Origin of the sequence: Nodosilinea sp. P-1105, from assembly GCF_012911975.1 — a bacterium.
Classification (GTDB): Bacteria; Cyanobacteriota; Cyanobacteriia; order Phormidesmidales; family Phormidesmidaceae; genus Nodosilinea.
In genome coordinates this window covers 33,305-57,314 of sequence record NZ_SMDQ01000022.1, presented here as the reverse complement: position 1 = coordinate 57,314, position 24,010 = coordinate 33,305, and the positions used below count along the sequence as shown (strand labels likewise).

The 24,010-nt window shown below is 53.0% G+C and carries 19 protein-coding genes and 2 tRNA genes; 16 read left to right on the top strand and 5 right to left on the bottom strand.

Going from position 1 to position 24,010, the window contains the following annotated elements:
- The first annotated feature begins 2 nt into the window (after positions 1 to 2).
- Positions 3 to 344 carry a hydrogenase maturation nickel metallochaperone HypA gene (locus E1H13_RS11760; RefSeq protein WP_169613610.1) on the top strand — a complete coding sequence of 114 codons (342 nt, stop codon included), beginning with the start codon at positions 3 to 5 and terminating at the stop codon, positions 342 to 344.
- Positions 335 to 1,219, top strand: a complete 885-nt coding sequence (gene hypB, locus E1H13_RS11755; protein WP_169613609.1) for a hydrogenase nickel incorporation protein HypB — start codon at positions 335 to 337, stop codon at positions 1,217 to 1,219. The genes E1H13_RS11760 and hypB overlap by 10 nt, the downstream gene beginning before the upstream one ends.
- A 15-nt stretch (positions 1,220 to 1,234) precedes the next feature.
- On the opposite strand, the gene hemB is transcribed toward hypB, so the two are convergent.
- On the bottom strand, positions 1,235 to 2,215 hold the full coding sequence (gene hemB, locus E1H13_RS11750; protein ID WP_169613608.1) for a porphobilinogen synthase: 981 nt from the start codon (positions 2,213 to 2,215) through the stop codon (positions 1,235 to 1,237).
- Positions 2,216 to 2,331: 116 nt separating this feature from the next.
- On the bottom strand, positions 2,332 to 2,589 hold the full coding sequence (locus E1H13_RS11745; RefSeq protein WP_169613607.1) for a hypothetical protein: 258 nt from the start codon (positions 2,587 to 2,589) through the stop codon (positions 2,332 to 2,334).
- Positions 2,590 to 2,823: 234 nt separating this feature from the next.
- Between E1H13_RS11745 and E1H13_RS11740 the strand changes: the two genes are divergently transcribed.
- The 6 genes from E1H13_RS11740 (at position 2,824) to E1H13_RS11715 (ending at position 10,333) form a co-directional block, all read left to right on the top strand.
- Positions 2,824 to 2,895: transfer RNA gene (locus E1H13_RS11740), tRNA-Lys, on the top strand.
- A gap of 433 nt (positions 2,896 to 3,328) precedes the next feature.
- The gene (gene fba, locus E1H13_RS11735) at positions 3,329 to 4,411 is read left to right on the top strand and encodes a class II fructose-bisphosphate aldolase (RefSeq protein WP_169613606.1); all 1,083 of its coding nucleotides are present in this window, start codon (positions 3,329 to 3,331) and stop codon (positions 4,409 to 4,411) included.
- A gap of 296 nt (positions 4,412 to 4,707) precedes the next feature.
- Positions 4,708 to 5,421 carry a hypothetical protein gene (locus tag E1H13_RS11730; RefSeq protein WP_169613605.1) on the top strand — a complete coding sequence of 238 codons (714 nt, stop codon included), beginning with the start codon at positions 4,708 to 4,710 and terminating at the stop codon, positions 5,419 to 5,421.
- Between the two features lie 376 nt (positions 5,422 to 5,797).
- Positions 5,798 to 6,010, top strand: coding sequence for a hypothetical protein (locus tag E1H13_RS11725; protein ID WP_169613604.1), 213 nt, complete (start codon positions 5,798 to 5,800; stop codon positions 6,008 to 6,010).
- A gap of 1,043 nt (positions 6,011 to 7,053) precedes the next feature.
- On the top strand, positions 7,054 to 9,537 hold the full coding sequence (locus E1H13_RS11720; protein WP_169613603.1) for an EAL domain-containing protein: 2,484 nt from the start codon (positions 7,054 to 7,056) through the stop codon (positions 9,535 to 9,537).
- A 421-nt stretch (positions 9,538 to 9,958) separates the two neighbouring features.
- Positions 9,959 to 10,333, top strand: coding sequence for a thioredoxin domain-containing protein (locus E1H13_RS11715; RefSeq protein ID WP_169613602.1), 375 nt, complete (start codon positions 9,959 to 9,961; stop codon positions 10,331 to 10,333).
- A gap of 9 nt (positions 10,334 to 10,342) precedes the next feature.
- Here the strand turns inward: E1H13_RS11715 and ribD are convergent, their stop codons facing one another.
- Positions 10,343 to 11,449: a bifunctional diaminohydroxyphosphoribosylaminopyrimidine deaminase/5-amino-6-(5-phosphoribosylamino)uracil reductase RibD gene (ribD, locus tag E1H13_RS11710; protein ID WP_169613601.1), complete on the bottom strand. Its 1,107-nt coding sequence runs from the start codon at positions 11,447 to 11,449 to the stop codon at positions 10,343 to 10,345.
- Positions 11,450 to 11,662: 213 nt separating this feature from the next.
- Between ribD and E1H13_RS11705 the strand changes: the two genes are divergently transcribed.
- The 3 genes from E1H13_RS11705 (at position 11,663) to E1H13_RS11695 (ending at position 15,296) form a co-directional block, all read left to right on the top strand.
- The gene (locus E1H13_RS11705) at positions 11,663 to 12,820 is read left to right on the top strand and encodes a DegT/DnrJ/EryC1/StrS family aminotransferase (RefSeq protein ID WP_169613600.1); all 1,158 of its coding nucleotides are present in this window, start codon (positions 11,663 to 11,665) and stop codon (positions 12,818 to 12,820) included.
- Positions 12,821 to 13,105: 285 nt separating this feature from the next.
- Positions 13,106 to 14,812, top strand: coding sequence for an AarF/ABC1/UbiB kinase family protein (locus E1H13_RS11700; RefSeq protein ID WP_169613599.1), 1,707 nt, complete (start codon positions 13,106 to 13,108; stop codon positions 14,810 to 14,812).
- A gap of 118 nt (positions 14,813 to 14,930) precedes the next feature.
- Positions 14,931 to 15,296, top strand: a complete 366-nt coding sequence (locus E1H13_RS11695) for a hypothetical protein (protein ID WP_169613598.1) — start codon at positions 14,931 to 14,933, stop codon at positions 15,294 to 15,296.
- 77 nt (positions 15,297 to 15,373) lie between these two features.
- Here E1H13_RS11695 and E1H13_RS11690 read toward each other — a convergent pair whose 3' ends face one another.
- Positions 15,374 to 17,176 (bottom strand): ATP-binding protein, encoded by a 1,803-nt coding sequence (locus E1H13_RS11690; protein WP_169613597.1) that lies wholly within the window; start codon positions 17,174 to 17,176, stop codon positions 15,374 to 15,376.
- 642 nt (positions 17,177 to 17,818) lie between these two features.
- Between E1H13_RS11690 and E1H13_RS11685 the strand changes: the two genes are divergently transcribed.
- The gene (locus E1H13_RS11685; protein ID WP_169613596.1) at positions 17,819 to 19,705 is read left to right on the top strand and encodes a DMT family transporter; all 1,887 of its coding nucleotides are present in this window, start codon (positions 17,819 to 17,821) and stop codon (positions 19,703 to 19,705) included.
- A 197-nt stretch (positions 19,706 to 19,902) separates the two neighbouring features.
- On the opposite strand, the gene E1H13_RS11680 is transcribed toward E1H13_RS11685, so the two are convergent.
- Positions 19,903 to 19,989, bottom strand: a tRNA-Ser gene (locus E1H13_RS11680).
- Positions 19,990 to 20,200: 211 nt separating this feature from the next.
- Between E1H13_RS11680 and E1H13_RS11675 the strand changes: the two genes are divergently transcribed.
- The 4 genes from E1H13_RS11675 to E1H13_RS11660 all read left to right on the top strand — a co-directional run bounded on the left by E1H13_RS11675 (position 20,201) and on the right by E1H13_RS11660 (position 23,971).
- Positions 20,201 to 20,569, top strand: a complete 369-nt coding sequence (locus E1H13_RS11675; protein ID WP_169613595.1) for a 2Fe-2S iron-sulfur cluster-binding protein — start codon at positions 20,201 to 20,203, stop codon at positions 20,567 to 20,569.
- A 234-nt stretch (positions 20,570 to 20,803) separates the two neighbouring features.
- Positions 20,804 to 21,652: an inositol monophosphatase family protein gene (locus E1H13_RS11670; protein WP_169613594.1), complete on the top strand. Its 849-nt coding sequence runs from the start codon at positions 20,804 to 20,806 to the stop codon at positions 21,650 to 21,652.
- Between the two features lie 109 nt (positions 21,653 to 21,761).
- Complete coding sequence (locus E1H13_RS11665) at positions 21,762 to 22,709, top strand: DnaJ domain-containing protein (protein ID WP_169613593.1); 948 nt, start codon at positions 21,762 to 21,764, stop codon at positions 22,707 to 22,709.
- Positions 22,706 to 23,971, top strand: coding sequence for an ATP phosphoribosyltransferase regulatory subunit (locus E1H13_RS11660; protein ID WP_169613592.1), 1,266 nt, complete (start codon positions 22,706 to 22,708; stop codon positions 23,969 to 23,971). Before E1H13_RS11665 ends, E1H13_RS11660 begins: the two co-directional genes overlap by 4 nt.
- The last annotated feature ends 39 nt before the right edge of the window (positions 23,972 to 24,010 follow it).

Here is a 24,010-nt window from a genome sequence, read left to right as displayed (position 1 = left end):
TCATGCACGAACTGGCCATCACCCAAACCATCATCGACACCGTCGCTCAACAGGCCAACGGTGTCCCAGTGCGGCGAGTCGTTCTAGAGATCGGTCAGCTTGCTGCTATCCTGCCCGACTCAATCCAGTTTTGCTTTGATGTTTGTGCCCAAGACACCCCCCTAGAAGGGGCAATCCTAGAGATTATCGAAATCCCTGGGCGAGGACGCTGTCGCCACTGTGGCCACGAAATGTCCCTAGAGATACCCTACGGTATCTGTGACCGCTGCGACAGCTTAGCCATCGACATCATTGCCGGCCAAGACCTTGTGATTAAAACCATGGAGACCGCCCTATGTGTGTAACCTGCGGCTGCTCTGACGATGCCAACCCCACCTTTACCCATCTGGCGGCTCATACTGCGGCCGCTGCCCTCACCCATAGCCATGTCTTAGCCGATGGCCAGGTGATCACCCACAGCCATCCCCAAGAGACTAGGCAGCAGACCCACGAGCACCATCACCCATCCAGCCATGCCGCCCTGGAGACAGCCCCCCCGCCCCGCCACCCCGAAAGGAAGCAATCCTTACAATCGACGGCCCTAGAAATCAATGTGTTGGCCAAAAATGACCTGATTGCCGCCCAAAACCGGGGCTGGTTCGAGGGGTGCAACGTACTGGCCCTGAACCTAGTCAGTTCCCCAGGGGCAGGGAAGACCACCCTGTTAACCCGCACCATTAGTGACCTGCAAGATCGCTTACAATTCAGTGTCATCGAAGGGGACCAGGCCACAGCCCATGACGCTGAACGCATCCGGGCCACGGGCTGCGGCGTCGTGCAAGTCAACACAGGCACCGGCTGTCATCTAGAAGCCGCCATGATTCAACGGGGGATTCACAGTCTGAATCCTGCTGCTAACTCGGTGCTGATGATTGAAAATGTAGGCAACCTAGTTTGTCCTGCCCTGTTCGACCTGGGAGAGCGGGCCAAGGTGGCCATTTTGTCTGTCACCGAGGGGGACGATAAGCCGATCAAGTATCCCCATATGTTCCGAGCCAGTTCCCTGATGCTCCTGAACAAAGTCGATCTATTGCCCTACGTCAACTTTGATGTGGATCGCTGTATTGCCTATGCCCGGCAGGTTAACCCCGACATTGAGGTGTTTTTGGTGTCAGCCACCAGTGGCGAGGGACTGGATCACTGGTATGGGTGGCTATTAGAAACTGTAGCGGCCCCTTAATGGGTGGGTAAAACCCTATGCCAACCAGCGGGCTACATCCTTGGCATGGTAGGTCAAAATCAAATCGGCCCCGGCTCGCTTGAAGCCTGTCATGGTCTCCATCACCAGCTTTTGCTCATCGACCCAACCATTGAGGGCGGCTGCTTTGACCATGGAATATTCCCCAGAGACGTTGTAAGCGGCCACGGGCAGGTTAGTGGCCTGCTTCACCCGCCAAATCACATCCATGTAAGCCAGGGCTGGCTTCACCATCAGCATGTCAGCCCCTTCGGCCACATCCAACTCTATTTCTTTCAGAGCTTCAGTGCCATTGGATGGATCCATTTGATAGGTGCGGCGATCGCCAAACTGCGGGGCCGAATCCGCCGCATCCCTAAAGGGTCCATAGTAGGCCGACGCATATTTAGCGGCGTAGGACAAAATGGGGATCTCCTCAAAACCTTGGTCATCCAGGCCTGTACGGATCGCCTGGACAAACCCATCCATCATGCCAGAGGGGGCAATGATGTCAGCCCCCGCTTGGGCCTGGGATACAGCGGTCTTCTTGAGCAGATCTAGGGTGGGGTCGTTCAGCACCCGACCGCTCAGATCCCCGGTTTCTAAGTAGCCGCAGTGACCATGGGAGGTGTATTCACATAAACAGGTGTCTACGATCACCACCAGATCAGGCACCGCTTCTTTAACGGCGGTTGTGGCCTTTTGCACAATGCCACAGTCATGCCAGGCCCCGGTCGCCTCGATGTCTTTATCTTCTGGAATGCCAAACAAAATAATAGCTGGAATGCCCAGGTCATAAACTTCCTTGGCTTCTTCCACAATTTTGTCAATGGACAGTTGGTAGACCCCCGGCATCGAGGTCACCTCCTGGGCCACCTGATCGCCCGGCACCGCAAACAAGGGGTAGATCAAATCAGCCTGGGTGACCAGGTTTTCTTGCACCATGCGGCGAATCTGAGGGTGCTGGCGCAAGCGGCGAGGACGATGGGTCGGAAACATAGTTCTAGATGAAGAAGCTTATCTAAGACTAAACCTTTATTTAAGGCCGAAAACAAGCGTTAGTAACGTTCCGTTACGTCGCGACAGTAGACCGATCGCCGGGGTAGCAATAGGCCCTAGGACCGCTTTCGCGATCGCCGCTCCTCTCCCACCAGTAACACCACATAAAGTCGCTTCACCAGGAGGGGCAGCGTCAAACGAATATCCAAGGGATGACGTCGCCAAGCGTTGGCCACCAGAGCCTGCTGCAGAGCCTCACGCTGTATAGGGGTGAAGGACGCGGCGACCGCAGGGGGCATCATTTGCAATAAACGATTAAGGGCTAACTCAGCCTTGGCAGACGCAGCCTGGGGGTGATCGTCAGGGGTCATCATTATCACAGCCAGAAACAGTTATTTCAGACCACCTATCTGAACAGGGAGCCTCATCTAGCTTCAGCATGCCCAGCCAGTCAGCTCAGATTGCTCAGATCCCAATCCCAATGCTTAAATTTGCCCCTTTACCAATTTTGTTTGGCCGCGATCGACAAACAGCGCCATTACATGTGCTACTATCATTAACCGTGTCTGACAAACGTTAAGTGCAACGTCGGTCTGGCCTCAATATACGGGTCGCTAGCTCAGCGGTAGAGCACTCGGCTTTTAACCGATTGGTCCTGGGTTCGAATCCCAGGCGACCCATTTTGGTCATCGTCACAAAGGCGCGTCTTCATAGAGACGGGCTCATAGAGATAGACTCAGATCTAAGCTCAACATAAAAATTTTGACTGACTTTAACCTCCAGGTATCTCTTTAGATACATGTTTATGCCATAGCAGACCTGCCAAAGTGTTTTATGATGGTTCCTAAGATGTTATCTATTTATCTGGAACGGGTAGTCAAATCTTTTAAGCTTAGCTTTAGATTGTCAAAACATTTCGTCATACATCATCAATCTGTCCTAAGATTGAGTGAGTAAGGCTACCTACTTAGAGTATGCAACTCATAGTCCAACCAGGATGGTGACGCAACCGTTTCTTGGTTTAGCTTATCCATTCTAAAAAGGACGTAGCTTAGGTTGAATGCTCTTGAACGTCTTGATGGCCTAACGGCGAGAACACCCTAGGAGGATTTTATGGCGCTTGTCCCAATGAGGCTGCTGCTGGATCATGCCGCTGAGAACGGTTATGGCATTCCGGCCTATAACGTAAATAATCTGGAACAAATTTTGGCCATCATGAAGGCCGCCAACGAAACTGATAGTCCTGTGATTCTGCAGGCATCCCGTGGGGCTCGTTCCTACGCTGGCGAAAACTTTCTACGGCATCTAGTTCTAGCAGCGGTTGAAACCTATCCCCATATTCCTGTGGTCATGCACCAAGATCATGGGAATGCTCCCTCCACCTGCTATTCAGCGCTGCGGAACGGGTTCACCAGCGTCATGATGGATGGCTCCCTGGAGGCTGATGCTAAAACTCCAGCTAGCTTTGAATACAACGTGGCAGTTACCAGTGAAGTGGTGAAAGTAGCCCACTCCATCGGCTGCAGCGTTGAAGGTGAGCTTGGTTGCCTAGGTTCCCTAGAGACTGGGAAAGGTGACAAGGAAGATGGTCATGGCTTTGATGGCACTCTCAGCCATGATCAACTGTTGACCGACCCTGACGAAGCAGTTCAGTTTGTCGAAGCGACCCAAGTGGATGCCCTAGCTGTAGCTATTGGCACCAGCCACGGTGCTTACAAGTTCACTCGTAAGCCCACAGGTGAAATTTTGGCCATCAGCCGGATTGAAGAAATTCACCGTCGCCTGCCTAACACCCACCTGGTGATGCACGGTTCTTCGTCGGTACCCCAACGGTGGTTGGATATGATTAACGAATACGGTGGTCAGATTCCTGAGACCTACGGCGTACCTGTAGAAGAAATTCAGAAGGGCATCAAGAGCGGTGTGCGTAAGGTCAACATTGACACCGATAACCGCCTCGCCATCACGGCCGCGATTCGTGAAGCAGCCGCTAAAGATCCGTCTAACTTTGATCCTCGCCACTTCATGAAGCCCTCCATCAAGTACATGATGGAAGTGTGCTCTGCACGTTACGAGGCCTTTGGCACCGCTGGTAACGCTAGCAAGATCAAGCAACAACCCATTGAGGTTTATGCCGCTATGTACGCGAAGGGTGAGCTAGACGCCAAAATTGCCAAGACCCCTGCTACTGTCTAGGGTTCTGTTCAAATCGAGCCAGGCTGACTGCTCAAGTTCGGCTGGTTAAGTAGATCAAAGCCAGGAATCCTGACGTTGGATTCCTGGCTTTTGCGATCGGAACACCTGCTCTGCCGGGGCTTAAGACAATCCTTCAGCCCTGTTGAGGTGGTTAATGATGCTCGGACTAAGGGGATTTGGATGGAGGGGATCTCGATCACATGCTCTATCCTGGGATAGAATCCTAAACACTGTCCTGATTACCCAGATATGACCGGTATAAAGCCTTAGTGGTTGATGGGAAGAAAGAATTACTCATGCGTGCCAAGCAAGTTGCCATTCTAGTGTTGATATTAATTGGCGGGGCCGCTGCGGGGACCGGCGCCGCCGTGGCTTACTACGTCAACCGGGCCACAGCCATACCCACTTGGTACAACAGCAGTACAGCTGAAAGCACCCTAACAGAAAGCCTCAATCACAGCGGCCAGAGTTTGTTGCAGGCCAAGCTGGCCAGCGGAGAAGGGGTTAACTATGAAGGTAACAACCGAGTTACTATTTCTCTCACCGAAGCAGAACTCACCCAGGTGATTGCAGAAGGCCTCTCGCAGCATTCCCAGGCCTCTCGGTTATTACAGGAAACTCCAGGGATCCAGGCTAGTATCAACGGTAATCAAATAACAGGCGGGGTCGTGGTTAACCCAGCCGACTTGCCGATTCAAGACTTGCCGCCCCAAGCCCAGCGAGCCGTCGAGCAGGCCTTGAAGACAGTGCCTATGCTAAGCGATCGCCCTGTTTATATTGGTATTGAAGGCAGTCCCCGAGTTGATAATGGCCGTCTAGTGCTCAGCGACGACACCCGGGTACAAATTGGCCGCATTAATTTGACAGTGGCTGATCTGTCTCGGTTGACGGGCATTAGCCCGGCCCAAATTAATGCCCATATCAACCTGACCCTAACCCAAACCGGCATCACCCTAGATGGCATTGAGTTTGTTAATGGTGAAGCGGTATTGCAAGGGGTAGCCCGATAGGCAGCTAGGGTTAACTAATCTACCTCCAGATGGATGAAATCTTAAGAAAATCTAAGTAAGCCTACGGATGCCGCTAGGTAATTATTCTTGTTTTGATAGCCATATCGAGAATGGTGTAAATAACATCCCTCAAGCCTCCGATTAATTCACTAGACTTTACGCCAGCTTCATTAAGCTTACGCAGCCCTTGTCCCCAGGGCAGTAGAAATGACCATCTCGGAATTCCGTAGGTCTTCTGTCGATCCGGTTAGCGTCCTCGGCCTTAATGGACATAGGGTTAAGCCATTTCGGTTGCTACTGTTGTTTAGGGAGCGTCTACCCTCAGACAGATTTGATTCCCCTAGTTAGATCAGTCTGGGGTAATAACGAAAGTCATATGGAAAATTCGCCAAGGTATTACACCAACTCTCCGTCCATTGGGCTGCTAGCCATCGGCACGCTGTCGCTACTGCTGATGATCATGTTCCAGGCCTTCGGTACATCATCCATGGCCAGTGCTAGTAGTCGAGATGAATTTCCTGGGCGACGTCAGGGAGGGGGCACCCATTGGGTCACCCCATCTCCTGCAATGGTGGACTATCAGCACTAGGACGATACGGCATCAGTCGGTCAACCATTCCTGGTGCCTGACACCTAGAGCCTGGCACCTTCAGCAAAGGTGGTCTTTTGCCAGTCGATATGAGAAATGAGTCGCTCTTCAGCGCCCTAGTTAAGGCGATCTCTAGGAAAGATTTTCCCTTGATGTAGCTCGATACCTGATGGGCAAGCAAGCTTTGCCCATCCTACGGGGGTATTTTGTTATCCAGAGATTGCCTAAGATCTCAGCCCTGAATCGACATTCAGCAGACAGTTCATTGTCCAACTGGCGTGGGTTTACACCGATAGCCTGGCTTTAAATGCCGTATTGTTCTTTAGCAGCAGTCTCACCCAAGAGGCTGCTGTCTTGTTATCGGTGGCTATGGCCGCTGCCCAGCATAAACGTAAATTAGCGCGACCTATCCATCGGAGGTTAACGGCACCAGGTCCCCCTATCTTATCCAGAGTATCGGCAAGCTCTGTCTATCCTGCTGAATCCAGCCCATACCCCCCAAAGTTGTTGGCGAATCTTTCTTTAGATCGAATACGCTTAACTCACTCAATTTGGGCATGCTATATCAAGTCCAGCCTCAACTTAGAGTAGTTCAACTAATAAAATATCCAATTGGTGCCCACTCCCAGAGAAGCCGCTTACGTGCTCTGCACACGCTTCGCGTTCCATGTCGCTTGCGAAACGCGTCTACACCCTGAATCCCCCTCCCAGAGCGGGAGAGGGACTTTGGGGCTGTCCGGCTCCCCTTCTCCCGTCCTGGGAGTAGTCCGTAGGACGTGCGTGGCAGGGGTTGGGGGATGTAGAGCTTGCTCTTCCCGCAGGGTGGGCCAGACGGATAATTATTGTCATGAATTACTCTTAGTCGAATGTCCCCCAACCATTCTGTTGGGCTGAGATAATAACAACGGTCTCTTAATTCCTCAGGATGCAGCTACCTCTGACTGTCGCTGTCGTCAACAGCTGTAGCTATTGTGAATGCCATTTTGAACGCTATTTATCGTGGGTTTCAACAGCTTAGGACCACTCACCGGTGGCCCACAATCTTGAGCATCAGTGGCAAAATCGTGCTGCTGTCCAGCCTGGCGGCGGCTTCTTTAGTCACCGGGGTTAAAGTGTTAAGGCTCTTAGAACCAGCCGAACTATTTATCTTTGATCACTTGGTGCGCTCCACGGCTGATCGTCCTCCAGATGAGCGTATTACCATCGTCGGCATTACCGAAGCCGATGTCCAACAGTATGGTTGGCCGCTGGAAGATGCGGTGATGGCAGACCTACTCGCCAAAATTCAAGTGCACCAACCCCGGGTCGTAGGGCTAGATCTATACCGCAGTAGTTTCCGCCCCCCAGGATCTGATGCCTTAATCGAACAACTGGCCGCAGAGAACCTGATTGCCATCTACAACGTAGGCAGTGCGCCAGGAGGACAAGGGGAGGTCCCTGCCCCTCCTACGGTTGAAGCAGAACGGGTTGGGTTTAATGATATTCCCACCGACACAGACGGCATTATTCGCCGAAATCTGATGTTTGTTCAGGGGCCTGATGGGGGCTACTACTCATTTGCCCTGCGAGTTGCCCTAGCCTATGGTGACTCGCCCCCCCTGTCTCTCACCTACGACTATGACCATCTCTTTGCCGGAGACACGGCCATTCGGGTTCTATCTGGCAATGAAGGGGGATACCATGGGGTCGATAGCAGCGGCTATCAAATCTTGCTGCGCTATCGAGGACGCTATTCCCCGGCCCGGGAGCTTTCCATTAGTCAGGTGCTCAGCGGCCAATTTGACCCAGACTGGTTGACTGACAACGTGGTACTCGTCGGCACGATCGCAGCCAGTTTGAAAGACCGATTTTATACCCCTTTTAGCTTTAATCAAGATGACGATCTCACTATGGCTGGAGTCGTTATTCACGGTCATATGGTCAGCCAACTCTTAGATGTGCTTGAAGGGGAGCCAGCCTTATACCAATTTATGCCCCTTTGGCTAGAAGTAATATGGCTATGGGGCTGGTGTTTGACTGCCGCTAGCCTGGCCACTGCCCTCAAACGGCCTAGCTTGCTACCGATTTCTGGGGCTTTCTTGTTCATTGCGTTGGCGGGCTTAGGCTGGGTTGGGGTTGCTAATTTAATCTGGGTACCTTTGGCTGAACCCGTCACCGGGGTTGTGGTTACGCTGATCACAGTCTTAGGCTACAAACTGTTCTACCGCAGTACCCATGACCCCCTGACTGGCTTACCTAACCGAGAGTCTTTTATCAACCGAGTGCAACAGGCCCTCAAACAATCGACTAAAGAGGCCGATGCCGCCCCCGTAATCGTGGCATTTTTGGGCATCGATCGGTTTAAGGTGATTAACGAAAGTTTAGGCCATCAAGCTGGGGATATGGTATTGCAGATGATCGCCCAGCGGTTGAAGCAGCACCGGCCCAACGACAGTCAGGTGGCCCGGGTTGGCGGCGATGAATTTGCTCTACTACTGAAAGGGGTAGACGCTAATGCCGCCGGAGCGCTGATGGATACTCTGCAAGATAACCTGTCGGCGCCCCTGATGCTGGGGACACAAAAACTACCAAGCACAATTAGCTTGGGCGTGGCGATCACCCAGCCGGGGTTTCAGCACAAACCTGCTGACCTGTTGCGGGATGCCCACACAGCTATGTATCGCGCTAAAGCCCTTGGGCAATCACGCTTTGAGGTGTTTGCTGCTGGGATGTTAACTGAGGCTGTTAATCGCCTACAGTTAGAGAGTGATTTAATCAGCGCTCTCGATAACCAAGAATTTCTGCTGTATTACCAACCCATTATTAACCTGCGAACGGGCATGATTGCTGGATTTGAGGCGCTGGTACGCTGGCACCAAAAAGATCGAGGGTTTGTATTGCCTAGTGCCTTTATTCCCGCTGCTGAAGAAACTGGATTGATTATGGCCCTAGGTCAGTGGATTTTTCGGGAAGCCTGCTGCCAACTGCGCCGTTGGCACGACATGTTCCCCCAATATCAGCATTTGACCATGAGCATTAATTTATCTAACCGACAGTTTAGTCAGCCCGATCTGGTGGCCCACATTCAAGCTGCCCTCCAGGACACCAAAGTCAGGGGAAACTGCATCCGGCTTGAAATTACCGAAAGCATGGTGATGGGAGATGTGGATGCCGCTATTGACCTAATGCTAAAACTAAAGGCCCTGGATCTACGGTTAGCTATTGATGACTTTGGTACTGGCTATTCGTCTTTAAGCTATCTTCACCGCTTTCCCATGGATACCCTGAAAGTCGATAAATCTTTCGTCGGGCGCCTAGAAAAAAGCCATGAGGATCAAGCCATTATCCATACGATCCTGACCCTAGGGCAGCAATTAGGTATGGACGTGGTTGCTGAAGGGGTGGAAACAGCGGCCCAGGTAGCCATGTTACAGCGAGAGCACTGCGACTATGGCCAGGGTTATTTTTTCGCTAAGCCCCTACCCAGCGATGAAGCCCTGGCCTTGCTACAGAATCATCAGCCTAGCCAAATTCATCACCTCTGCTGACCGCGATCGCGTCAGTACAGTACGCCAAGACCCCAGAGTTATTTAGCTCATAGGCGACACCCGTAGGGTATCCCAAGGCATAATCTGAGACCTGTAGCGGTACGCTAGGCTCCTGGCATCATCTGGTCATCCACTTTCCATCATTAGGATATTCCCTACAATGCCAGCAGTAATGAGTAGATCTACTCCCAGATCTGGTACCCAGTGGGGCTTTATCGGTAGCTTGTGTTACGGATCGTGAAAAATCTCCGATCTTGCCCATTAACTTCCAATCTCAACTGTTCTACAATGATCCCTATTAAAACCTTTGCAATTTTTCTAAGTAAAGTTACTGGAGGTGATGATTGATCCGTCAGATTCACCTTACTGAACTTTTTGAGTCCAGCTTCTTACCCTGTTAACAAAGTTTTTACTGATCTAAATGTCAATTTCTGTTGTTGAAACCACCTTTAGTGCCACCGTTTTAGAATCTGACGTGCCGGTACTAGTCCATTTTTGGGCTCCCTGGTGTGGCTTGTGTCGGATGATTGCCCCAGTGCTTAACCATTTTCAAACCGAGTGGGCTGGTTATGTGAAGCTGGTAGACGTTAACGCCGATGAAAATTTGCGCTTAGCCAACACCTATCGGTTATCCACCCTGCCTACCCTACTGCTATTTGACCAAGGCGAAGTGCAGCAGCGCTTTGATACCTTTCGAGGCAAAGAAGAGTTACGGTTGGCGTTAGATGCTGTCATGCGCAGCCGCCAGCTTATCCAGGATGTCCCACGGCTAGTGCGGGTTTATCCCCAGGCTTAAGCCCCAGGGCTACTGGGGCACAGCTCGCAGGTAGCCCTCAATTAAGAGATCATCGCCTAGGGCGTGCCAGGTGACGTCACTAAGCTGTTTGGCGCTGGTCATTGTGGCAATGTTTAAATCCCCTACTGGTCCTGGAGCCTGGGTTCCGCCCACCAGCTTTGGGGCCACAAATGCCCAAACCTTGTCAATCACACCATCCTGAATGGCCAAAGCTGCAAGAGTTCCGCCACATTCCCACAGTACCTGGGCACAGCCTCGATCATAGAGGTACTGGGTAGTGGTAGCGGGGGTTAGGGTTGGTAGGGGGATCACCTCAACTCCAGATGCGGTTAAGGTTTTCGATCGCTCTGAGTCAGCCTGGGGAGTTGTGAGCACCAGGGTTGGGGCCGTGGTGGTTAACCACAGGTTGGCCTCTAGGGGTAACTGCAGTCGCCGACTGAGAACCACCCGCAACGGGTTATGGGCACTGTGGCCATGGGTAGTCAAGTGAGGGTTATCGTAGCGAACGGTGTTTCCCCCCACCACCACAGCATCACAGATGGCTCGTAGCTGGTGCACCTTGGCTCGGGCTTGGGGGCCAGTCACCCAATGGCTATGACCGGTGGTGGTGGCGATTTTGCCATCAAGGGTCATGGCATATTTCAAAATGCCCAGGGGACGCTGATGAATAATTCGTTGTACAAAAGCCTGATTGAGGGCCTGACAAGCGGCTTCCTCCACTCCGACGATCACATCAATACCGGCGGCTTTTAGGGTTTGAACTCCGGTTCCGGCTACCCTAGGGTCAGGATCAATCATGCCGACGACCACGCGACCGACTCCAGCCCGAATTAAAGCCTGGGTACAGGGGGGCGTTCGTCCAGTATGGTTACAAGGTTCTAAGTTGACGTAAAGGGTCGCCCCTTTGGCCTTGTCTCCCGCCTGGCGGAGGGCAAACACCTCGGCGTGAGGTTGTCCTGCCCCAGGGTGAAAGCCTTCCCCGACCACCAAACCCTGATCTACAATCACCGCCCCTACCATGGGATTAGGAGCGGTGTGGCCAGCGGCCTTTTGGGCGATTTCTAGGCACCGGTTCATCCACCGGGTATGAACCTCCATGGGCAGGGACTGGATCATGGCATCAGGGTTTGGGGAACGGCTGAAGGGGTATTGTCACCAATGCTTTATTCTATTTGAGAATGACAAGGGGCTCAGGGCTACCGGCAATTGCCAGCCTCTCAACCTATTTCAACCCCTTGTCCTAGGATCGCTAGTCAGCTGACAGGCCACCTTTGTCTTCCAACGGTAGGTTACACTAAGCCTATCCAGTGAGTGAGTGTGAGCGAGCGAGTGACTGTCATTCCTCCCGTTGATTTAACGGAGCAATTCAAACAGATTCAAACCGACGTTAATGCTGCTGTGGCTGAGGTGCTTGCCTCTGGCCAGTACATTAATGGACCCGTGGTCGAAAGCTTTGCCCAAGCGTTTGGCGCGTATGTGGGCACCCAAGAGTGTGTTGTTTGCAACTCCGGCACTGATGCCCTGTATCTGGCCTTGCGGGCTTTAGACATTGGTCCTGGGGACGAGGTGATTACATCGTCGTTTACGTTTATTGCGACGGCGGAAGCCATTAGTGCCACTGGCGCCACCCCAGTTTTTGTCGATATTGAGCTTGACAGCTTTAATCTGGATGTGGCCCAGGTGGAAGCAGCCGTTAGCGATCGCACTCGCGCCATTATGCCTGTCCATTTGTTTGGCCGCCCGGTGGATATGGGGCCATTATTGGAGATTGCGGCTCGTCATGAGCTAACCGTGATCGAAGACTGTGCCCAGGCGACTGGGGCTCAGTGGCAAGGTAAATCTGTGGGTAGTGTGGGGCATGTGGGCTGCTTTAGTTTCTTCCCTACTAAAAATTTAGGGGGCTGCGGCGACGGCGGGGCCATCACCACCAACAATTCAGACCTGGCGGATACCCTGCGGATGCTGCGGGAACATGGCAGTCGGGTTAAGTATCACCATGAAGCGATCGGCATCAATAGCCGTCTCGATGCCCTGCAGGCGGCCATTTTGGCCGTCAAGCTGAAGCATTTAGACCAATGGAATCGCCAGCGGGCCCAGGTAGCCCAGCGATATGACACCCTGCTGGCCAATTGCCATGGGATACAGCGACCTCAAGCCCCTGGCTTTGGCCAATCGGTATGGAACCAATACACCCTAAGACTGACCCAGGCAACGGCTAGCGGTGAAGATCGAAATCGCATCCAGCAACTCATGCGCCAAGCCGGGGTGATTGCCATGGTTTACTATCCCTTGCCACTACACTTGCAGCCGGTGTATCGCCATCTTGGCTACCAACCTGGCCGCCTCCCCCAAACTGAACTTGCCGCCCACCAGGTGCTCTCTCTGCCCATGTTCCCTGAGCTTGACCTGGCTCGACAAAAGCAGGTGGTGCAAATCTTCACTGAAGTTTTGGCTGAGGTGATGCCGAAGACGGCTCAGTGTTATTAGCTCAGTGTTATGGGTGGATATTAGGGTTAGGGGCTGGGCAACTACGGTAGCGCTCCCAGGGGTGCGCCTGGGTCTCAACTGGGTCTGTTGTCTAGCCAGGGCCGTGGTTCTTTTCTGCTAAAGTTATTTGTAGTTTTCTATACTATGTGTAACGCTAATGGGGATCCGCCTAGGTCAAACTAGGATTTATAGTTCTATCAAAGAATTCAGTTTTCACGGTCTAACGACTGATTCTTGACGTTGGTGTTTGCCCTTAGCCAGCTGCAATGCGAGGTAATAGGTGCTGTGACTGCTACAGATCCAAGTTCATTTAGGGCTTATGACGCTGAGGCGATCGCCCAGTATTTTCGCTGGCGCTTGTGGACCCTAGGCTGGCGAGTATTTCAAATCCTTTGGTGGCTGGGTAGTTTTGCCCTTGGGTTACAGCTCGATCGCTGGTTCAAGCGGGAAACCATTAACCGACAACGGCGGGCAATTCAATTACGCACCATTTTGACCAATCTAGGCCCAACCTTCATTAAGGTAGGGCAGGCGCTCTCAACTCGTCCTGACCTGGTCCGTAAAGATTTTTTGGAAGAGTTGACCAAACTCCAGGATCAACTTCCCCCTTTTCCTAATGCTGAAGCCAGAGCCATCATTGCCGCAGAGTTAGACTACCCTCCCGAAGAAATTTTCCAGAGCTTTTCTCCGGCCCCAGTAGCCGCTGCTAGTCTTGGTCAGGTTTATAAAGCTCAGCTCATGAGTGGCGAAATAGTCGCCGTCAAGGTTCAACGACCCAATCTACGACCTATCCTCAGCCGTGATCTCTACTTGATGCATTGGGCCTCAGGATGGTTAGCTCGATTTTTACCCCTTAACCTTGGCCACGACTTAACCCTGATCGTAGAAGAGTTTGGCACCAAACTGTTTGAAGAGATCGACTATCTAAACGAAGGCCGCAATGCAGAACGCTTTGCCGCAAACTTTAAATCAGACCCTACCATCAAGGTTCCAGCCATTTGTTGGCCCTATTGTAGCCATCGGGTCCTAACCCTAGAGTGGATTGATGGCTACAAGCTCACTAATGCCGCCCAGCTAGAGGGCGCTAACCTGGACCCCGATCAGCTGATAGAGGTGGGTGTCATCTCCGGTCTGCGCCAGTTGCTCGAGTTTGGTTTCTTCCATGCCGATCCCCACCCAGGCAACTTGTTTGCCATGGCCGATGGCCGTATGGCCTATATCGACTTTGGCATGATGGATCAGTTAGATCAACTGACCAAAGAAACCTTGGTTGATGCAGTCGTTCATCTAATTAATCACGACTTTGAGCAGCTAGGGAAAGCATTTGTTAAGCTTGGCTTCCTTACCCCTGACACAGACCTAGACCCGATCATTCCTGCCCTACAGCGGGTATTAGGGGATGCACTGGGGGCTAAGGTCAAGGACTTCAACTTTAAAACTATTACCGATCAATTTTCTGAGCTGATGTATGAGTACCCCTTTCGGGTACCCGCTAAGTTTGCGTTGATTATTCGCTCCCTTGTCACCCAAGAAGGGTTGGCCCTCAGTCTGAACTCAGACTTCAAAATCGTGGATGTGGCCTACCCTTATGTGGCCCGTCGACTGCTACTCGGGGAAACCCCGGCCCTGCGCCAGCGACTACTGGAGGTGCTGTTTAAGGATGGACAACTCCAGTGGCAACGACTAGAAAACATGCTAACCATTGCCCGGGGAGAAACTGGGTTTAATGTTATACCAACGGCTGAAGTTGGCATTCGTTATCTGTTTTCTGAGGAAGGTCGACACCTGCGACAGATGTTGATTTTAGCCCTGACCGAGAACGATCGCTTACATACCGAAGAAGTCCAGCGGCTATGGACTTTAGTCAAAGATGACATTACCTTTGACCGTGTACTGGAAGCCGCCTGGGGTGCCCTGGCTGGATATTCCCTAGAACGGGCTGAGCAGGTGGTGCCCGTGGTTGGGGACTTGCGTCAGGTATTGAAGGTCTAGCTTGCCTGCCGCAGGTGATCAGTCCTGGCTAGTCATTAATCCTGGGTTGATCGTCTTACCCTGGGGATGACTCTCCTTTATAATTGCAAAAGATTAATAATTGTTTCGCGTGGTTAAGATGCTGTACTCACAACCCCCTTACATTCTGCTATTTGCCGGTTTCTTAGCCGCCATTTCGTCTGGCTACGCCTTTAGTATTGTCTTGCAGCAATCCGTTGGTGAATGGAACGCCAACCGCTCCACTAGAATTTTGGCCAAGCTGCGCGGACCACAGTTGCAAATTCCTTTTTTCGGTATTAATGCAGGGATTTGCGTCTTTCTGGCGTCTGGCATTCAATTATTTGGGTTTTCTGGCAAAATAGCCTACGCCTTGGGAGCGCCCATGACCGTGCTGATTGGCCTACTGATTTGGTCTCAGTTGGGCAAAATTTTAGTGATGATTGAACAAGGGGGATCTAAAGCTCTGGACCTGGATGTTTTCTAGCTGAGGGAAAACGGCATTAAGGCGATCGCGGCTCCCTACTCCCGGCCCGCCCCACGATGGAAAAACAGGCCTGCGGCTCAAACCTCTGCTAATCTCTCTTTCCCAGGCCCGGCTAGGGGTAATGTTACGGTCACCACTGTTCCTTGGTCGGCAGATGAGGTGATGGTTAATTCGCCCCCGTGGGCATCGATAATCTGTTTGGTAATAGCGAGCCCCAACCCATTACCGCTGGGCTTGGTGGTGAAAAACGGTACCGTTAATTTGGGCAGGATATCGGGGGGAATGGGGGCGCCACCGTTATGGATGGACAGGGTAACCTGTTGAGGGGTGGAGGCATCCACTTGCCAGGTTACCGATTCCCCGGCAGGGCAGGCCTCTATGGCGTTGCTAACCAGGTTAATGAAAACTTGTTTGAGCTTGTTGCGATCGCCCCATAGGGTAATTCCAGTCTGGCTCGGCCCCAACCGCAAAGACTTATGGCTATCCGCCAGATGGGCTTCCAGGTTGCTGACAACTTCTTGCATCAACGCCTGCAGCGGGATGGGCTCGCGTTCTAGGATGGGCTCATGGGAATACATCAGAATTTCATTCAGCAATTGCTGTAACCGTTGAGCCTCTGCCAAGGCTAGGGATAATCGTCGTTGGGCTCGCTCTGATAACGCCAAGGTTTGAAATGAGCTCAGCCCCAGCAGAATGGTGGTTAACGGACTACGTACTTCATGGACGATCATGGCCGCCAGTTCACCAATTTCAGCCAACCGTGCCCGGGTCTTTTCCGACGCCTTACGTTCTGTGATGTCCCTGGCTAAGGCCAAAATGTAGTGATTTTGATTGGTCTCGAGTAAGCCCAACCGCACTTCCACTGGAAATCCTGTGCCATCCTTGCGTTGGTGCCAGCCTTCCCGAGTTTGAGGCAGCCCCGGTTGCAGCTGCTGCCAAATTTTTTCAAAGTCGGCAGCGGTAAAAGCCTTCTGAACATCAGGTACCGCTAGACGTAATAGCTCGTCTCGACTGTAGCCCAGGTTATGACAGGCCGTTTGGTTGACATCGATAATTTGCCCCTGCTGATCAACCACAAAAAACGCATCTACTGCCTGTTCCACCAGGGTACGAAAGCGGGCTTCACTCTGCTGCCTGGTGGTAATGGCGTGGCTAATTTGCCGCAGCATTTGCCCAAAGGCGGTAATCACATCCCCCAGTTCGTCATCCCTGGCCAGATCCAGGGTTTTAAAGTCTAAGGTGAGAGAATCTGTTCCTTGGCTAATGGCCGTTCCAGCGGTGAGGAGATCCTGTCTTAGCTGTAGCACAGGCTTGATCAGTAACCAACGCAGCACATAGAGGGTGGTGCCGGTGACAAAGGCAGAAATAATGATCACCAGCCCAGTAATCCGGCCAATAAAGGCGAAAAACTCTCGCTGTACCCCGCTGGCGTCATGGCGGATAATCAACCAATAGCGATCCTCCAGCAGGTCCATGTCCCAGGGCGCGTCATATCGATTTTGCCAACGATAATAACGATCCTGGCCGCCCTCGCTGGTGAGGGCGGGGGGTTCTCCAAATGTGCCCACCAGTTGCGCTTGAGCGTCGTAAAGGGCTCCGCCCAAAACAACACCGCTGGTTTCTAGAGCCCGTAAGGCCTCCAAAACGCCATCGCTGCCAGATTGATCAAGCGCTTGGCCATAGAGTAGCCCCCTGGCTTCAGCCGTTGATAGGGCGCGCAAATTAGCCAACAGTTCCCGTTCCCGGCGTAGTACAGAAGGCACCAGGATAATAATTTCAATCACAATGATACTTAGAAAAACCCAGTAGGTAATCCGTCGAGACAGCCTGGCGTTCAGGAACTCCAGGAGAGAGCGGAGTTGGTAGGCAACCTTGGCCATGAACTGCTTTAGAGAAAACTATCTGTGCATTTTAACTCTCAGCCTCGGCCCCCATCGATTTGGTATTGGCTGGCAGAAATAACTACCTTTGCTCAGGGGGGCAGGGCCTAGGTGTCAGGTGTCGGGAACGGTTGGCTGACTTACGTCGCAAAGTATGAGCAGGGTGTTGGCCGTTGGCCAGACTGGTGGTGACAGGGACTAGTCGCCTAGGCTGACCATGGCAGACTGTTCTGGGCCAAACTCGGAACCAGGACGAGTCCCTCATCTGCCCAGGTCAATCGTCCTGATGTTAGGACTCTGGTCGGGATCGTGCCGGTTCGATACACTAAACCTGGTTTAAGGCTAACGGCAGCCTTTTGCCTAAGGCGTTGATAGCAGCACTGCTCTGGGCAAGGGTCCCCTAGACTGCCCTACCGATTACCGGTCTATCATCGGGCCTGCAATGCCCAAAATCAGGGGAAAGGATGGAAGCCAGGCGCTAAAATCTAGGGGCGCTATGGGTGTTGGTCTAGTTTTTGATGAGATCTTTTTGAGTTTTTTGAGCACAATACTAACATTCACCTTTAGCTGACAGGTTTGGCCACGGCCAGGCATGACTTCATCTGTATCAGTCCATCTACATCAGTTTAGAGCCAGATAACCATGGGGCCGATTGACCATTCCTCCGATGATTCCCAACCCCGGTGGCGGCCTCAGCAGGCTGAAGATGCTCTACGGGTATTGAGCCAGGACTTAGAAAGCCTGCGACACAACGTGTCAACTCAGCTGACTGGGGATATTGCCTACTTACAGGCCCACAAACAGCGCCTTATGGCTGATATTGAGGCGTTGGAACAAGATTTTGACAGTCTCAAGGGACAGCATCGGCAACTTCAGGCTGATCATGCCCAGGCATTAAGTCAGCAGCAACTGGCTCAACAACAGTTGTGGGCGAAGCGTTTGGCCCAGGCTCTGGCCACCCACTTGCAGGCCCACTTGACCGCCTCATTAAGATTAACAACGACGACTAGCGATAGTAACGCCCTATCGACCATTGCGGAAGCCAACCAAAGCCTAGCCGCCCTAGATGCCACCCTGCACACTACCCTGCGATCGCTACAGCAAGATCTCAACAGCTACTACAGCACCCTGTCCACGCAGGTAAACCGTATGCAAACCATCGAGCAGCAGGGGGAGGCGATTTTAGACGCGCTAGTAACTCGGCTGAGCCAACAGCTCCAGCAGCAGATGGTGCAGCCATCACTCATGCCCCCGAGCGTTGGTTATGACCAGCGTGCTAACGGGCTGCCTGTTAGCACTGATGCAGGCAGCGGGGGGAGCGGCGATCGCCCTAACCCGAATGCCCCACCTGCTGGCTACCCAACAACCGACCGTGGCATTCAATTGCCGCTGTCAAGTTCATTGCAGTATCAGCCCACTCCATCCGTCCAGTCGGCTAGCATGCCCCCCCAGGGGCGCTCGACCCAACCGCCCCAGCGTTCTAAAAGCAATGGCCAAGTTCAGTTGGGACTCCTGCTGGTAGGGCTATCAACCCTGGCCCTCTCTTTCCACAACGTCCTGGTAGGCATTATCGGCTACGGGGGCGAATTGTTCGGGCGGATCCCCATCAGCCCCACCTTACCCCTAACCATTCCGAATTCGCTCATGCTGCTATGGCTGCGGATGGTGGTTGTCCTGCCCTTGCTGGCATTGGTAGCCGCCCAACTTTATCCTCGGGTCTGGGTTGATATGCGCCAAATGTTTCACAGTCGCGATAAGCGCCCCCTGGCCCAGGCTATAGCCAGTGGCAGCTTTTTATTCTTATCCCAAGTTTTAATCTACAAAGCCATCTCTGATGTCGGACCCGGGGTTGCCGTCACCCTGCTGTTTATGTATCCCCTGATTACAGTGCCCCTAGCCTGGGCTTTATTTGGCGATCGGCCAACGCCATTGCGCCTGGTTGTCATGTTTGCCATCAGTATGGGTATTGTGTTTACGGCTTTACCCCGAATATATAGCGACCTCAGTGGAGCCTCCATTTCCCTGTGGGGCATAGGGTCAGCTTTACTGGCCAGTGTAGCGTTTGCCCTGTTTTTAGTTTCGATGCAGCTTTGTTTTCGACGGTTCCATCCTGTCCCCGTCAGCCTGACCCAGTTTTGTACAATTTTTGCCCTCACTAGTGTGATTTTAATTGTGGGATCGTTGGTGGGGCTAGACGTAGGCGAGCCCAGTAGCCGCCTGGGTCTCTATGGCGGAGCTGGCCTACTAGGCTTGCTGACGTTATTGGGTTACCTGTTTAACAACTACGGGGTGAAGCTGATGGGAGCGGCCCAGGCCTCGATTGTGGCGGCCAGCGGCCCAGTGGTAACTGCTATTTTGGCCTACATTATTGTTCCTGGGGAAAAGTCCTCCCTACTCTTTATTCAGTGGATGGGGGTGATTTTAGTCACCCTAGGGGTGATCTGCCTCAGCCTAGAACGCCTGTCTACCCAGCGACGCCAGGGGCCGCCATCGATGCCACCAACGGCCGTTCCGGGAGAGTTGCCCTAGCGCACCGGTACAGTATGTCAACATTAGTCCGTCAATCCTTCCTGACACCTAGAACCTGACACCTGACACCCTTAGCCAAGGTGGTCAGGCTTCAGCAGGCAATAGTAGGGGTTGGGCAGAGTTCCGCTTGAGCAAGTAGGTAGATTATTGCTGCTGTCGAGCACTCGTACTCGGTAGCCGACGCAGGTTTCATCAAACGGAGAGAGAGGGATTCGAACCCTCGTTAGAGTTTCCCCTAAACAGCATTTCCAGTGCTGCGCCTTCAACCACTCGGCCATCTCTCCAGGGGGCAGAATTACTCTACCGAAAAGCTATCGTAGCAAACAATGTTCCCTGACACCACCTTTACCTGGAGATTGATTAGTAACGCAGTCAACGATGCTCGGACAGCCCCAAAGGCGAATTCCAAAGAAATAAGTTGGGCCCCTGGATCCTACAGCTATGACCACTGGATTCGTGCGACTATGGGGACATGCCGACACGTTCTAAGGTTTTATGGCCTGCACCCACACTGTTACCATTTATCACCGCGATCTACACCAGACTTACACCGTAGAGGTACCCGAAGACCGCTACATCCTGCAAGCCGCTGAAAACCAGGGTGCTAGTCTACCCTTTTCTTGTCGCAACGGGGCCTGCACCACTTGTGCCGTGCGCATTCTGGAAGGGGAGGTTGACCAGCCAGAGGCCATGGGCCTTTCCCCCGATCTGCGGCGTCAAGGGTATGCCCTGTTATGCGTTAGCTACCCCCGTAGCGATCTACGGGTCGAAACCCAGGATGAAGATGAAGTCTACGAACTGCAATTTGGTCGATATTTTGGCAAGGGTAAAGTACGATTTGGCCTGCCCATAGAAGATGACTAGGGCTGCCTGGCAGAAATATGACCACCGTTGCTAAGGGTGTCAGGTTTTAGGTATCAGGTATCAGGAGTGGTTGGCCGGTTTATGCTGCAGGGTAGTCATACCGGATGGCAGGCATAACCCACCCACCTGCCGACGCTAAAACCTCTTAGAGACAGGAAAGTCATTTTCTGCCTTCTGCCTGTTGCCTTTTTGCGCCAGGCAACCCCATCCACCAACTTGCATGAGGAATACTTCATGTCGTTTCCGACATCGACAGATTTACAAACTTGGCTCGACATTGCTACAGAGGCGGCTTTAGCTGGCGGCGTCATTCTGGAGCATTACTGGGGCAACCTAACCTCGATTCAAGAAAAAGGACGATCTGGGGATCTAGTTACCGAAGCCGACCAGGCCGCTGAGGCGGCAGTGATGGCGGTAATGCTACGCCATTTGCCCCAGGACCACGGGTTTCTGGCAGAAGAGTCTGGGGCCAGGGGAAACCAGCAAAGTCGACTGCTTTGGGCCATTGACCCCCTAGATGGCACCACCAATTACACCCACCAGTACCCCTTCTGTGCCGTTTCCATTGGCTTACTGCTGGATGGTGACCCAGTGCTTGGGGTGGTGTATGACCCCATCCACCGAGACCTTTTTCGGGCAGGGCTAGGGTTAGGCGCAACCCTTAACCGTCAACCGATCGCCGTATCGACCACCACAGACTTAGCTAACAGTCTGCTGGTCACGGGCTTTGCCTACGATCGCCGCGAAACCCTAGACAACAACTATGCTGAGTTTTGTACCTTTACCCATCTTACCCAGGGGGTACGCCGGGGCGGGGCAGCTTCTCTGGATCTGGCCTATGTGGCCTGTGGCCGTTTAGACGGCTACTGGGAACGGGGACTATCCCCTTGGGATATTACAGCGGGAATTGCGATCGTACGGGAAGCAGGGGGTACCGTAACGGCTTATGATGGCAGTCCTGTCTTGGTTACCACTGGGCGCTTGCTCGCGACCAATGGCAAAATTCATCAGGCCATGGGCCAGGTTTTGCAGCAGGTTACTCCCTTGCCCGAGTTTGCCCCTGTCCCTGAAATTCGCCAGTGAGGGGATAAAAGCTGGGCATAATCGGGCAAGGGCTGGTTAAACTGGGGGTGGTTAAGTCGCGTAAAACGTATTTCTACCCCCAGCTATGGGGGTTTACGGGTAGGTAAGCATGCAACTGGAGCAAGGGCTGTTTAAGCTGGATTTTAGTGATTATCACGCTGTGCTAGGGATCCCGGTTTCCGCAGATGCCAAAGTCGTTCGCAAACGATACTTGACCATTGCTCGAAAATTGCATCCCGATAGTTTATCAACGGCCTCAACTGCTGATAAACAAAGGGCTAGCGAACTTTTGTCTAAATGGGTGAATCCAGCCTATGAGGTCCTCAGCCAAGACAAGCCCAGCACTGAGCATCAGCTGGTGCTCAAGCTAAAGGGGCAGACCCTAGGCCGGGCCACCAAACCACCAGAGGTTGACTCTGAGCCGGCCAAACAGTTGATCAAAGCTCCCCATGTGGATGCTGCCTACCGGCAAGCGGTCAATGCCTTGGCTAGCGAACAGTACGACAAACTCGATTCGGTGTTACAGATAATCGGCCAGCTTAGCGAACTGAATATGATGTATCTATACCGAACCGCTAGCTCTGCTGCTGCCAGCCAGCGATCGGGCGTAACGCCTAAAGCCCAAGCGTCACCTACTTCCCCGACCGCCACACCCGCGGCCCCACCCCCTAAATCAGGGACAGCACCGCCCCCGCCCCGCCGCTCCCAGTCCACTATTTTAGATAGCTACATTAACCGAGCCCAGGAGCATGAGCAGTCCCAAGATTATGGTCAGGCCGTTTTAGAGATGCGGGAAGCCATTAAGACTTATCCCCAAAGCGCCCGATGCCATAGTTACCTAGCCAGCCTGTATTTGAAGACTGGCCAGGTCACGATGGCCCGGGTCCATGCCAAGCGAGCCTTAGAAATTACCCCTGACAATGAATTAGCTAAAACCATTCAGACTCGCCTTGATCGAGCGGGGGGAGCGTCCGGTAAATCTGGCACAACTGCCAAGGGATCGGACAAAAGCAGTGGGGGCTTTTTTGGTCTGTTTGGGGGTAAGAAGAAGTCATGATCTACCAACCACCCACCGGAGCCCGGGATTTATTACCCCTGGATGTGGCTCAAAAACACTGGATTGAGGACCGTCTGGAACAAGTTTTTCAGCGCTGGGGCTATCACCGGATTATTACCTCCACGGTGGAACGTATGGATACGTTGATGGCCGGGGGGGCGATCGACCAAAGTGCGGTGATTGAGCTAAATCAGGCGGCGGGGCAACGCTTGGGCCTGCGGCCAGAGTTAACAGCTTCCATTGCTCGGGCTGCAGCCACCCGACTAGCGCGAGTGACCTATCCCCAGCGGTTGTACTACAACGCCAACGTCTTTCGCCACAACACCCAGGGCAGTCTAGACGGGCAACGGGAATTTTATCAATCTGGGGTAGAACTGCTGGGGGCGGGATCATCCGTCGCCGACGGGGAGGTGCTACTGCTGTTGATCGATTGCCTGGCCAGTTTGAACCTAACTGCCTGGTCACTGGTGTTAGGAGACGCTCAACTTACCCGGGCCTTACTTGAGCCGTTTCCTATCGCGGTGCGGGAGGCTGTACGACGGGCGATCGCCCAGTTAGATCGAGTCGCCTTAGATCGCTTGGACCTACCCGATCACCTTTACCAACAAGCTCTGGCGCTGTTGGATCTACGGGGTGACCCGGATGCTGTCTTGGCAGCCGTTCAGCAGATGGACTTAGCCACTGATACCGCCGCTGAAGTCGAGCGCCTAAAAGGGCTAATTGATTTGGTGCGCGGCGTCACCGACGAGCAAAGTATCCACCGAGGTACCCCAAAGCCTCGATTAATCTTAGACTTGAGCTTGATTCAAACCTTTGATTACTACACTGGACTGGTGTTTGAAGTGGTCACTAGTCCAGAAACCGGCTGCCAGGTGCTAGGCCAAGGAGGGCGCTACGATCACCTACTGGGGGTGTTTCACCCCCAAGGGCAAGGCTTCCCAGGGGTGGGCTTTGTGCTTAAAACCGAGGCCTTACACCAGGCCCTGTTACCGATGGGCTGTTTACCCCAAAACACTCCCCCCAGTGACTGGCTGGTGGTACCCATGGCCCCCCAAGCAGCGGCAGCCGCCTTTACCTATGCCCAAACCCTACGCACCTCTGCCAATTTAGTCCGAGCCGAAGTGCACCTGGCTCCGGTGGATTCTCAGGCCAGTATTCGCACCTTAGCCCGACAGCGACAAATTAGCCATATTGCTTGGATTAGTACAACCGGCCAGCCCACGGTCGAAGCCTTGAGTTACAGCCCAATACCAGTGGCTTGAGCGATCGCGCGATCAAGCCACCGGCCACATCAACCGTGG